Source organism: Niveispirillum lacus, assembly GCF_002251795.1.
Taxonomy (GTDB): Bacteria; Pseudomonadota; Alphaproteobacteria; order Azospirillales; family Azospirillaceae; genus Niveispirillum; species Niveispirillum lacus.
On the sequence record NZ_NOXU01000031.1, the window covers coordinates 579,465 to 591,028 of the forward strand.

Genomic DNA, 11,564 nt, shown 5'->3' on the forward strand with positions numbered 1-11,564 from the left:
CCGCCCTGTTTTTCCAATGGTCGCACAGGGATGCACCGGAAGGTCTATGCCGGTTGGTTCCACCGAAAGAGACTGGGGGGTAGCCTGGTGCTGCCACAATAATGACAATGTCATGGGAAAATCTGTTTAAATCAATGCCCAAAACGGCGCATTGAGCGGTAAATATTGGCCTGTAATGCATGATTTTTTAATCGAATATCGGTCTAAACGCGATCATTTATCGGTAAATTCTCTCGAGATACCCCGCTGATGAAAGGAGTTGATATGGATACCAACCGGAAAAACGCCAATCAATCTTCCGTCAGTGCAGAGCTTGCGCGGCTGGTTGCTGATGAGCGCGCCTATCTGCGCCGCTATGCGCTGGGGTTGTGTCACGACATCAGTTTGGCGGATGATCTGGCCCAGGAATGCATGGAGCGCGCCCTGACCCGGCTGCATCTATGGCAGAATGGCACGAACCTGCGGGCCTGGCTGTCCACCATGCTGCGAAACCTGCATATCAACGGCCTGCGCCGGCATCGCCATCATGTGAGGCTGGATGATTGTGACGGCGCCGATCTCGGGTCGGTGCCGGCCCGTCAGATCGGCCGAATGCAGATGCGTGATCTGCGCCGTGCCCTGTCCCGGTTGCCATCCGACCAGCGGGAGATGGTGGTAATGGTGGCGTTGCGCGGTGCCAGTTATGAACAGGCGGCGCGCAACGCCAAAATTTCGGTAGGCACGGTCAAATCCCGCCTCTCAAGGGCACGTGACACGTTGCGCCGCCTGATGGAGGGAGAGATGGAAGCCCGCGCCTGATGCCGATCAGGACAAACGCGGGCGTCCGCGCCGCCGCTTCTTCACCGCGGCAGGCGCCGCGGGTGGCTGGTTGATGCAGCGATGGAGGCCCTGATAGGCTTGCTGGATCAGAACCGTCAGTTGTTCAGGCGCGACCGGGTTGCCCTGCGCGTAAGACTTTGCAATTTTCACGGCCAGCAAACGCAGGTGCTCGGTCGAAATATCTGTCATCAGTTCCCCCCGCCCAATTGATTTTGGGCAGTGTGGAATCCAAAGCACTGCCAAGTCTATCCGACGCAATGTCTAGATGTACTAACGATCGACCTATATCCTTGGTCGGGTGTGGCGGATGGCGCAGGACGCCACCCGCCGGTTCCGGTCAGAACTGGTCGTCCGACAGCCCCATCACCGCCCGATGGCCATTGGTCACGATCAGCAGCAGCCCGCGGGCCTGCGGCAGGATCTGATCCGCATAGAACCGACCGGTGATAATCTTGCCATCCAGGAAACGGGCATCCGCGCCGGGTTCCCGCAATTGGCTATTGGCAGCCATCATCGCCTTGGCCGTCAGATAACCGCCGATGGTCACGCCGAACATCCGCAGATAGTTGACGGCACCCGACGCAACGGCCGTCAGGTCGGCCTTGCCCGTGTCCAGAACCCATTTTGTGGCCGTTTCGACCGCGTCAATGGCGTCGGCAAGGTTGGCGCCCATGGTGGCCATGTCGTCACCCGGTTGAGAGCCAATAGCGGCTGCCACCGACCGCATTTCGGCGATCAGGGCGCTGGCGGCCTGTCCGCCGTCCCGAAGGACCTTGCGGAACACAAGGTCATTGGCCTGGATGCCGTTGGTCCCTTCATAGATGGGGGCGATGCGGGCGTCCCGGTAATGCTGGGCGGCCCCGGTCTCCTCAATGAAGCCCATACCGCCGTGTATCTGCACCCCCAGACTGGTCAGTTCCACGCCCAGATCGGTACACCAGGCCTTGGTGATCGGGGTCAGCAGGTCATTCAAGGCGTTGGCGGCCTTCGCGGCTTCTGCATCTGGGTTGCGATGGGCGTCATCCAGGGCCGAGGCCGTGAAATAAACCAGGGCGCGGGCCGCTTCGATCTGTGACTTCATGGTCATCAGCATGCGGCGCACATCCGGATGCTTGATGATGGCCACCGGGTTCGGGTCCTTGCCGGTCAGGGCGCGGCTTTGCACGCGGCCCTTGGCATATTCCACCGCCTGCTGATAGGCGCGTTCGGCAATTGCCATGCCCTGAAGCCCAACGCCCAGACGGGCATTGTTCATCATGGTGAACATGTACTCGATGCCCCGATTTTCCTCGCCCACCATAAAGCCGACGGCACCGCCATTATCGCCATAGGCCATGACAGCGGTCGGGCTGGCATGGATGCCCATCTTATGCTCCAGGCCGGCGCAGCGCAGATCATTGCGCGCCCCCAGGCTGCCATCATCATTCACCATGAATTTCGGCACGACAAACAGGCTGATGCCCTTCACGCCAGCCGGGGCCGTCGGCGTGCGGGCCAGTACCAGGTGGATGATATTGTCGGTAAAATCATGTTCACCATAGGTGATTAAGATCTTCTGCCCGGTAATCAGCCAGGTGCCATCCTCGTTCGGTACGGCCTTGGTACGGACGGCCCCCACATCGGAGCCCGCACCCGGCTCTGTCAGGTTCATGGTGCCGGTCCATTCACCGCTGATCAGTTTTTCCAGATACAGCCGCTTCTGCTGTTCTGACCCGTGGGCCTGCAGCAGTTCCACGGCACCCTGGTTCAACATCGGGCACAACGAAAAGGACATGTTGGCCGAGGTCCACATTTCCTGGATCGGCAGGGCCAGCGTCCAGGGCAAGCCTTGACCGCCAAAATCCGGATCGAACGGTACCGCGTTCCAGCCACCCTCGGCATATTTCCAATAAGCGTCGCGAAAGCCGGGTGCGGTGGTGACCACGCCATTTTCCAGCTTGGCCCCGTTCTGATCACCCACCCAGTTCAGTGGCGCCAGCACATCGCGCGCCAGCTTGCCGGCTTCGTCCAGGACCTGATCCACCAGATCGGGCGTCACGGCATCATATCCTGGCAGCCCTGCCACCTGGGGCAGGCCGACCACATGGTTCAGCGTGAAACGCATATCCTGGATGGGTGCATTATAAGCGGTCATTTAGCCATGTCCTCCCGGCTTCATTGTCAGGGCGGGTTCCAGCGCACACCCTGTCCATCGTGGAAAGATTGCGCGAAGCCAATCACCCGGCAAGCCCCACCGGGCGGATGGTCGCATATCGGAACTACGATTTACATCTTACGTTAACGTAAAAGGCAGGTGCCTGTCATCAGCCTTTACGTGACGCACCACTTGGCATGTCTATTGCTTTAGACCCTGCGCCATCCGTACCCGTGGAGCCGACCCGTGAACACCGACCTCACCCTCCTGAACCAGGGCAGCGCTGCTGAAACCAAGGGAAGCGCGCGCAACGCGCCGGTCCATGTCGTTCGTGCCGTGCAGCAGGCCAGTGACGCCACCGGGGTCGATTTTGCCTATCTGATGGATAAGGCCGGGGTTGAAAGCGGCTATCGCACAGATGTCAAGGCATCGACCAGCAGTGCCACCGGCCTGTTCCAGTTCACTGAGGGAACCTGGCTGAACATGGTGGAACAGCACGGGGCCAAGTATGGATTGGGTGTTTATGCCGACAAGATCAATAATGGGTCAGTTTCCGACCCTCAGACCCGCCGCGAAATCCTCAATCTGCGCAAGGACCCGCGCCTGTCGGCGATTTTTGCCGCCGAACTGGCCAATGACAACAAAACCCATCTGGAGAATGAACTGGGCCGTCCGGTGGGCAATACGGAATTGTATATGGCGCATTTCCTGGGGGCAGGGGGGGCTGCCAAGTTCCTGAAGGCCTTGGACAAGAACCCCAACCAGCCGGCGGCCAGCCTGTTGCCTGATGCGGCCAAGGCCAATCTGAATGTCTTCTACGACGGCACGCGGCCGAAATCGGTCGGCCAGATCTTTGATAATTTTGCCGCCAAGTTCGATGGGGCGCCGGCACAATTTGCCGGGTCCACAAGCCTGGGCACGGTCCAGTCGGTCGATAATTCCTCACAACCCTGGCTGACCGGTAACCGCTCCGCCGCCAGCGGCAAGGAACCCATCTCCACATTCACCATCATGATGCTGGACAGTCTGGCCCTGCCATCCACGGATGAGGAGGAGAAGAAGCGCTCCACTGGTTCCGGCGCGCGCGACAGTGACGAAGGCGATGCCAGCAGCGGTAAGCCCAGTAACGGGTACGGCATGAAGGTTGGTCCCAACCTGTCGGCCGGGAGCCTGATCGCCGCGTAACACCGTACCGGCCGGCTACAGCAAAAACCCCGTCGGAGCGATCTCCGACGGGGTTTTTTATGGTGGCACCGGCGTGATTTGAACACGCGACCAAGGGCTTATGAGTCCCCTGCTCTACCGCTGAGCTACGGTGCCGAAACTCGGTCCGTTCAGGTCGCCCCGAACGGGAGCCGCTATTTATGAAACTGCGCCCGGCCTGTCAACACCTGATTTTAAAAATCCTCGTCGTAGAGCAGGTGCCTTTTGAGCTGGGCCCTGTAGGACCCGATACGGGTCCCGTCATGGCCTGGCCAGCCGGCCCGCAGGGCAGACATTTCTGCTTCCCGTTCGTTCAGGGCCCAGCAGGACAGCTCCGTCTCGCGCCCGGCATTGTTGCGCCAGCGGAATATGAACAGCTTGGGCGACGGGGATGACATGGCTCGGGGCATCCGTTCCGATATGATCCGGCGGAGCAGCATGCGGTGCGTCTGGGGGTGCTGTCCACCCCATCCATTGATGGTGGTGTTGCGGCACATGCGCCACAAGACTTTGGGGGTGCCGCCGGGGTAGGATGCCCGATCTCTTGGCCTTACCGGTTCGTCTGCCATGTTGCGCCTTTTGCTGACGCCGCTTCGCTGGTTTTTCCGTTTCCTGCTATATGCGGGTGTCATCCTGACATTGCTGGTGCTGGTGGCGCCCTTCGCCTTTGATATCCAGGGCCGGGCGGCGGCGGCCCTGGCCGCCATAAATGACGGGGGCCTGGCCGGGATCCGGGTGCAGGCTTTGCCGGAGTCGGTCAGCGGCTTTCCGCCGGAGTTGGAAATCCGTGACCTGCGGGTGCAGGTGACCGGCGGACCCAGACCAGCGACCGCCATGACGGCGGCCAAGGTCCGGGTTGGGGTCAATGTGATGGAAAGTGTGCTGCGGGGGCGTTTCATCCTGGTGGCCATGGTGGAAAACCCTGTCATCTACGCCAACCAGCCTCTGAATCTGGGGGCGATCGCCACCGCTATCGGCCTTGCCACCGGGTTGCAGACCCAGATCCAGTTAATCGGGGGCGAGGTCATCAATCCCGGCAGTCGTACCGTTGTGGCCTTGGGTGATGACACCCTGACCAATATCAATTCCCGATCCAGCGATGATCAGCAGGTGGCTGAAGTGGTCGCCCAGGATGATCGCGGGGCGTCAACCCTGGGGGGCGGTGGCGGTGGTGGTGCCGGTGCCACCGGCGCAACGGCAACCGCAGCAGGGGTCGGTGCCGGCGTTGTGCCTGGCGTTGTTGCCGGGGTCGCGGCTGGCGTCGGTGGCGTTGTCGCCGGCGGCGCCGGCGGCAGCGGCGGCAGGGGGCCGGGCGGCGGCACCGGCCCTGGCGGTGGCGGGACGGATCCGGGTGGCGGCGGCACCAACCCTGGTGGTGGTGGCACAAACCCCGGCGGTGGTGGAACTGATCCAGGCGGTGGCGGGACCAACCCCGGTGGTGGGGGGACCAATCCAGGCGGTGGTGGGACGACGCCAGGGGGCGGCGGCACCAACCCCGGTGGTGGGGGGACCAATCCGGGCGGTGGCGGGACGACACCTGGGGGAGGTGGGACCAACCCCGGTGGTGGTGGGACGACACCTGGGGGAGGTGGGATCAACCCCGGTGGTGGCGGGACGACGCCAGGCGGCGGCGGTGTCCTTGATCCCGGTGGCGGTATCATTCCCGGCGGTGGCGGCACAATACCTGGCGGTGGCGGCACCACCCCCGGTGGTGGTGGGACGAACCCTGGTGGCGGTACCAACCCCGGCGGTGGGGGGACCAATCCGGGCGGCGGTGGGACGACGCCAGGGGGCGGCGGCACCAACCCCGGTGGTGGTAGCACCAACCCTGGCGGCGGCACCAGCGACCCCGGTGGCGGCGGCACCAACCCTGGCGGTGGCGGCACCAGCGACCCCGGTGGCGGCGGCACCAACCCTGGCGGCGGTGGCACCAATCCCGGTGGCGGCGGCACCAATCCCGGTGGCGGTGGCACCAACCCCGGCGGCGGTGGCACCAATCCCGGCGGCGGTGGCACCAATCCCGGCGGCGGTGGCACCAACCCCGGTGGCGGTGGCACCAACCCCGGCGGCGGTGGCACCAACCCCGGCGGTGGTGGCACCAACCCCGGCGGTGGTGGCACCAACCCTGGCGGTGGTGGCACCAACCCTGGCGGCGGTGGCACCAACCCTGGCGGCGGTGGCACCAATCCCGGCGGCGGTGGCACCAACCCCGGCGGCGGCGGGACCAACCCTGGCGGCGGCGGGACCAACCCTGGCGGCGGCGGGACCAACCCCGGTGGCGGTGGCACGAACCCTGGCGGTGGTGGCGGGACCAATCCACCTATGTGCACCTGTCCTTGCGGCTTCTGATCAAGCCGTATCAGGCGCCTGTCGGTTGCAGCGGGTGGTTTAGGCCGCCTGCTGCCGCCGTGCCGCGCGGTCCAGGAACAGGCACAACGCCAGGACCGGGATACCAATGGCGGCCGTACCGGCGAAAAACAGGGCGTAGGCCCCCATTTGACCGGCGACCGGTTCCATTGCCTGCACCATCTGGCCGGAGAATCCTTTCAGAATCTTGCCCAGCAACGCATAGAAAGAGGATAACAGCGCATATTGGGTCGCCGTGTAGCCGAGACTGGTCAAGCTGGACATATAGGCGGTGAGCGCCACGCCGGCAAAACCGGTTGAGATATTGTCGACAATGATGGCTGCTGTGAACACGCCGATATCCGGCCCGCTAAGTGCCATCACCGAAAAGGCGAGGTTGGAGAAGGGCCCGAGGATGGCGCCTAGAATCAAGGTCCGGCGGAAGCCAAGCTTCACCGATGCCAGCCCGCCCAGCGCGATCCCGGCAATGGAGGCCCAAAGCCCGACGGACGCCCGAACGGTGCCGACCACTTCTTTGGTGAGCCCGAGATCAACATAAAAGGGGTTGATCATCGGGCCGATCATGAAATCCCCGAGACGGAAGGTGGCCACAACCAGCAGGATCAGGATCGACAGCGTGCCATAGGTGCGCAGGAAGGCCAGGAACGGGCCAATGAAGGCATCGACCAGTCCTTCGATACGCCAGAGCGGTGTCGCCGCCGTTTCCCCTGCCGGCGCATGGCGGGCCGGCTCGCTGCCCAGCAGGGTGGCGACCAGACCCACGGCCATCACGGCCCCGGCTACGCCATAAGAAGCCTGCCAGCCAATCCCCGCCGCCAGCAACAGGATCAGGCTGTCGGTGGCCAGCATGGCAGCGCGATAGCCAGTCTGGTAGGCGGCGGACAGCAAACCCTGTTCTGCGCCGTCCTTTGCACTTTCAATGCGCCAGGCGTCGATCACGATGTCCTGGGTCGCGGAGGCAAATGCCGCCAACAGGGCAAAGGCACCCAGCTTCCACAGGTTTGCCCCCTCCGGCCCCACGGCAGCCATGCCGAACAGCCCGCCGCCGATCAGCAATTGCGACAGCAGCATCCATCCCCGCCGCCGACCCAGCCGGCCCAGGACCGGGGCATCCAGCCGGTCCACCAGCGGTGCCCAGAATATTTTCAGCGAATAGACGATGCCAACCCAGGACAGGAAGCCGATCGTGGCCAGATCGGCCCCGCCCTCGCGCAGCCAGAAACCCAGCGTATTGCCGGTCAGCAGGAACGGCAGGCCCGAGGAAAAGCCCAACAGCAGCATGACCAGCACCTTGCGCTGGCGCAGCGAGCGCAGCACCTCGCGCCAGCCGATAGGCTTTTTCGGCTCCGGGGTTGCGGTGTCGACCGTCATGGGCATGTCCTGTTCGGTAGGCGAAGAGTTGACGCCGGAGTATAGGCAAGCACCGGCCGGCCCGCGCGGCCTATTTGCGCACGAACATTGCGCAGAATGCAGGTCGTTTGGACTGGAAAATACCAACCCTCTCCGCTTACAAAGTTTGACCCACCGGTGAAATCCGATGTTGGGTAAACCATATGCACATCCCGCCGCCGGGACGAGGCCGGTGCGGCGATGGCTGTAGAAGGAAGAGCAGGATCATGTCGACGGATACGCAGAAGGTGGGGACCGCTGGGCGCTGGACGCCGGACAGCTGGCGCGCCAAGCCGATCCGGCAGGTCCCGTCTTATCCCGACGAAACCCGGTTAAAGGCCGTCGAAGCCAAGCTGGCGGCCTATCCGCCGCTGGTTTTTGCGGGCGAGGCGCGACGGCTGAAGGATCATCTGGGCAAGGTGGCGCGCGGCGAGGCTTTCCTGCTGCAAGGCGGCGATTGCGCCGAAAGCTTTGCCGAATTCCACCCCAACAATATTCGTGACACCTTCCGCGTGCTGTTGCAGATGGCGGTCGTGCTGACTTTCGGCGCCGCTACCCCGGTGGTCAAGGTCGGCCGTCTGGCCGGGCAGTTTGCCAAGCCGCGTTCGGCTGATACCGAAATCATCGACGGCGTCGAACTGCCCAGCTATCGCGGCGACATCATCAACGGCTTCGACTTTACCCCTGACGCCCGTATTCCCGATCCGGAGCGGATGGTTCAGGCCTATAACCAGTCGGCCAGCACGCTGAACCTGCTGCGCGCCTTCGCCCAGGGCGGTTATGCCGACCTGCATAAGGTCCATCAGTGGAACCTGGGCTTTGTGGAGAAAAGCCCGCAGGGCGAGCGGTACCAGGACCTGGCCAACCGCCTGGACGAGACACTGTCCTTCATGGCTGCCTGCGGGATTACGGGAGAGACCACACCGCAAATCCGAGAGACAGAACTCTTCACCAGCCATGAGGCGCTGCTGCTGCCCTATGAACAGGCGCTGACCCGCATCGACAGCACGACCGGCGATTGGTACGACGTGTCGGCCCACATGCTGTGGATCGGCGACCGTACGCGCCAGCATGATGGTGCGCATGTGGAGTTCCTGCGCGGGGTGAAGAACCCGGTCGGCCTGAAATGCGGCCCGACGATGGACCCCGATGACCTGATCCGCCTGATCGACATCCTGAACCCGGCAGATGAGGCGGGTCGCCTGACCCTGATCGTGCGCATGGGCTCTGACAAGGTGGCGGACAAGCTGGCGCCGCTGGTGCGTAAGGTGCAGCGGGAAGGCCGTACCGTCGTCTGGTCTTGCGACCCGATGCATGGCAACACCGTCAAGTCCTCCACCGGCTTCAAGACCCGACCCTTCGACCGGGTCCTGGGCGAGGTGCGTGGCTTCATGGAGGTCATCCGGTCCGAAGGTGCCCATCCCGGTGGTGTGCATTTCGAGATGACTGGTCAGGACGTGACCGAATGCACGGGCGGCGCCCAGGCCATCAGCGATCATGCGCTGGCCCTGCGCTATCACACGGCCTGCGACCCGCGCCTGAATGCCAGCCAGTCGCTGGAACTGGCCTTCTTGATCGCGGAAAGCCTGAAGGCTGTGCGGGATGGGCAGCCGCGTACCCGCGTGGCGGCGGAGTAAGGTTCGAAGCCGGCGGCGGTGGGCTGCCACCGCCGTCGGCTCTTGTCTTGGTTGCTTATCTTTTCGGCACCCGCATGGTAACCCTGTTTGCAAAACAGCAATCCAGAGGTTTCCATGCCGTTGCCTGCCACCGTTAAGAAGACGCTCGCCGCCATCCTGCTGTCCGCCACGGCCCTGTCCGCCCAGGCCGGAACCACCTATGTCCAGGCCGACCGCATGGTCGATGTCGTGTCGGGAAAAACGGTGGAGAAGCCTGCCCTGGTCATCACCGATGGCCGGATCACGAGCGTGGGGACGCAAGGGTCGCTGGCGGTGCCGGCGGGGGCGGAGCGGCTCGATCTCGCGGGCATGACCATTCTGCCGGGCCTGATCGACATGCATGTGCATCTGACGGGCCGCCACGACATGCATGGTTATGAAGGGCTGGCGGAATCGACGGGTGATGAAACCATCAATGGTGTCATCCACGCGGAAAAGACCCTGATGGCCGGTTTTACAGCAGCGCGTAACCTGGGTGCCGCTGGTTATGCGGACGTTGCCCTGCGTCGCGCCTTGGCGGCCAACCGCCTGAACGGTCCCCGTCTTTATGTTTCCGGCCCCTCCATTGGCGCGACGGGTGGCCATTGCGACAACAATCTGCTGCCGCCCGAGTATGACGCGCACAGCCAGGGTGCTGCCGACGGTCCCTGGGGTGTGGTCAAGAAAGTGCGCGAGGTAAAGAAATATGGCGCCGATCTCATCAAGATCTGCGCGACCGGCGGGGTGCTGTCCAAAGGCACACAGGTTGGTGCCCAGCAACTGGCCCAGGAAGAAATGGACGCCATCGTCGCGGAGGCCAAGCGCCTGGGCCTGAAGGTCGCCGCCCATGCCCATGGCACTGCCGGCATCAAGGCCGCCATCCGTGCCGGGGTGGATACGGTTGAACATGCCAGCTTCATTGATGATGAAGGCATCAGACTGGCCAAGGAACGCGGCACCTACCTGTCCATGGATATCTACAACACCGAATATATCCTCTCGGCGGGAGAGGCGGCGGGCTTCCTGCCTGAAAGCCTGGCCAAGGAACGGGTGGTGGGCAAGACCCAGCGGGAGAGCTTCAGCCGCGCCGTGAAGGCTGGTGTGAAGATGGTCTTCGGCTCCGACGCCGGCGTCTACCCCCATGGCGATAATGGCAAACAGTTCGCCCGCATGGTGCAGTTCGGCATGACACCGATGCAGGCCATCCAGGCCGCGACGGTGAACGCTGCCGACGCCTTGGGGGCATCTTCGGATATCGGTGCCTTGGCTGTTGGCCGCTATGGCGACTTGATTGCCGTGAAGGGCGATCCGCTGGCCGATATCTCGGTTCTGGAAAGGGTCGATGTGGTGGTGAAGGGGGGGAAGCTGGTGAAGGGCACGCTCTGACGTTACAGGCCATTCACCCTTTCGACATTCGGGGGCAAAGCAGCGGCGGCATCTTGGTTGCCTGAGATCACGCGCCCCCGATAACAGGATCTGTCGATATGCGTCTGACCACCGCCACCCTTCTTGCCAGCCTGGTTCTTGTCATCCCCGCCCATGCCGACGATGCGGCCATTAACCGGATCTATGGTGATATGCGTGCCGCCTACACGACGCTGGATCTTAGCGTCATGGAACGAATTTACACGCCCGATGTCAGCTACCTGCAAGTAGGACCAGGCGAAGCGCAGTGGCAGGCGGGACGTGCCGACGTACTGGGCGGGTTCCGTCAGATGTTCGATGCGGCCCGGACCAATGGCGATGCGCTGGATATCCGCTTTCGCATTGTGCAGCGGACCATGCAGGGCGATGACGCTGCGGCCGATATCGGGCATTTCAAGCTGACGGTGACGCCAAAAGGCAAACCGGCACAGGTAATGGCCGGGACCTTCATCACCATGCCGGTGAAAACGGCCAATGGCACCTGGGCGTTCGCCGCTGACAGTTGGGGGCCGGTCAAGGTTGACGCTTTTGACAAGGCGGTCAAAAGCCAGGGCCTGCGTTTTGATGATTAA

Annotated in this window: 10 protein-coding genes and 1 tRNA gene; 6 read left to right on the forward strand and 5 right to left on the reverse strand. The window is 63.1% G+C overall.

The genetic code is table 11. The features are described 5' to 3' along the window. Positions 1 to 264: 264 nt before the first annotated feature. A complete protein-coding gene (locus CHU95_RS18525; protein ID WP_245838389.1) occupies positions 265 to 798 on the forward strand; it encodes an RNA polymerase sigma factor in 534 nt (177 codons plus the stop codon). Between the two features lie 6 nt (positions 799 to 804). Here the strand turns inward: CHU95_RS18525 and CHU95_RS18530 are convergent, their stop codons facing one another. Both CHU95_RS18530 and CHU95_RS18535 read right to left on the reverse strand, forming a co-directional pair. Next, the gene (locus tag CHU95_RS18530; protein WP_094457790.1) at positions 805 to 1,008 is read right to left on the reverse strand and encodes a hypothetical protein; all 204 of its coding nucleotides are present in this window, start codon (positions 1,006 to 1,008) and stop codon (positions 805 to 807) included. Between the two features lie 148 nt (positions 1,009 to 1,156). After that, on the reverse strand, positions 1,157 to 2,953 hold the full coding sequence (locus CHU95_RS18535; RefSeq protein ID WP_094457791.1) for an acyl-CoA dehydrogenase: 1,797 nt from the start codon (positions 2,951 to 2,953) through the stop codon (positions 1,157 to 1,159). A gap of 246 nt (positions 2,954 to 3,199) precedes the next feature. On the opposite strand from CHU95_RS18535, the gene CHU95_RS18540 reads away from it, so the two are divergent. Beyond that, positions 3,200 to 4,138 (forward strand): lysozyme family protein, encoded by a 939-nt coding sequence (locus CHU95_RS18540; protein ID WP_094457792.1) that lies wholly within the window; start codon positions 3,200 to 3,202, stop codon positions 4,136 to 4,138. A 60-nt stretch (positions 4,139 to 4,198) separates the two neighbouring features. Here CHU95_RS18540 and CHU95_RS18545 read toward each other — a convergent pair. Beyond that, positions 4,199 to 4,273, reverse strand: a tRNA-Met gene (locus tag CHU95_RS18545). Between the two features lie 77 nt (positions 4,274 to 4,350). Continuing rightward, the gene (locus CHU95_RS18550; RefSeq protein WP_133065574.1) at positions 4,351 to 4,554 is read right to left on the reverse strand and encodes a hypothetical protein; all 204 of its coding nucleotides are present in this window, start codon (positions 4,552 to 4,554) and stop codon (positions 4,351 to 4,353) included. A gap of 734 nt (positions 4,555 to 5,288) precedes the next feature. Between CHU95_RS18550 and CHU95_RS22560 the strand changes: the two genes are divergently transcribed. Further along, positions 5,289 to 6,548, forward strand: coding sequence for a hypothetical protein (locus CHU95_RS22560; protein WP_165772256.1), 1,260 nt, complete (start codon positions 5,289 to 5,291; stop codon positions 6,546 to 6,548). Here the strand turns inward: CHU95_RS22560 and CHU95_RS18560 are convergent. Then, positions 6,545 to 7,894 (reverse strand): AmpG family muropeptide MFS transporter, encoded by a 1,350-nt coding sequence (locus CHU95_RS18560; protein WP_094457994.1) that lies wholly within the window; start codon positions 7,892 to 7,894, stop codon positions 6,545 to 6,547. The two genes, CHU95_RS22560 and CHU95_RS18560, sit on opposite strands and share 4 nt — an antisense overlap. Positions 7,895 to 8,139: 245 nt before the next feature. Here CHU95_RS18560 and CHU95_RS18565 point away from each other — a divergent pair, with 245 nt between their 5' ends. The 3 genes from CHU95_RS18565 (at position 8,140) to CHU95_RS18575 (ending at position 11,564) form a co-directional block, all read left to right on the forward strand. Next, on the forward strand, positions 8,140 to 9,549 hold the full coding sequence (locus tag CHU95_RS18565; RefSeq protein ID WP_094457795.1) for a class II 3-deoxy-7-phosphoheptulonate synthase: 1,410 nt from the start codon (positions 8,140 to 8,142) through the stop codon (positions 9,547 to 9,549). 114 nt (positions 9,550 to 9,663) lie between these two features. After that, a complete protein-coding gene (locus CHU95_RS18570) occupies positions 9,664 to 10,953 on the forward strand; it encodes a Xaa-Pro dipeptidase (RefSeq protein ID WP_094457796.1) in 1,290 nt (429 codons plus the stop codon). A gap of 98 nt (positions 10,954 to 11,051) precedes the next feature. Continuing rightward, positions 11,052 to 11,564 (forward strand): YybH family protein, encoded by a 513-nt coding sequence (locus CHU95_RS18575; protein ID WP_094457797.1) that lies wholly within the window; start codon positions 11,052 to 11,054, stop codon positions 11,562 to 11,564.

Excerpts from the sequence above, each read along its gene's own strand:
- CHU95_RS18525 (WP_245838389.1), top strand. The coding sequence starts at position 265 with ATGGATACCAACCGGAAAAACGCCAATCAATCTTCCGTCAGTGCAGAG.
- CHU95_RS18530 (WP_094457790.1), bottom strand. The coding sequence starts at position 1,008 with ATGACAGATATTTCGACCGAGCACCTGCGTTTGCTGGCCGTGAAAATT.
- CHU95_RS18535 (WP_094457791.1), bottom strand. The coding sequence starts at position 2,953 with ATGACCGCTTATAATGCACCCATCCAGGATATGCGTTTCACGCTGAAC.
- CHU95_RS18550 (WP_133065574.1), bottom strand. The coding sequence starts at position 4,554 with ATGTCATCCCCGTCGCCCAAGCTGTTCATATTCCGCTGGCGCAACAAT.
- CHU95_RS22560 (WP_165772256.1), top strand. The coding sequence starts at position 5,289 with ATGATCGCGGGGCGTCAACCCTGGGGGGCGGTGGCGGTGGTGGTGCCG.
- CHU95_RS18560 (WP_094457994.1), bottom strand. The coding sequence starts at position 7,894 with ATGACGGTCGACACCGCAACCCCGGAGCCGAAAAAGCCTATCGGCTGG.
- CHU95_RS18565 (WP_094457795.1), top strand. The coding sequence starts at position 8,140 with ATGTCGACGGATACGCAGAAGGTGGGGACCGCTGGGCGCTGGACGCCG.
- CHU95_RS18570 (WP_094457796.1), top strand. The coding sequence starts at position 9,664 with ATGCCGTTGCCTGCCACCGTTAAGAAGACGCTCGCCGCCATCCTGCTG.
- CHU95_RS18575 (WP_094457797.1), top strand. The coding sequence starts at position 11,052 with ATGCGTCTGACCACCGCCACCCTTCTTGCCAGCCTGGTTCTTGTCATC.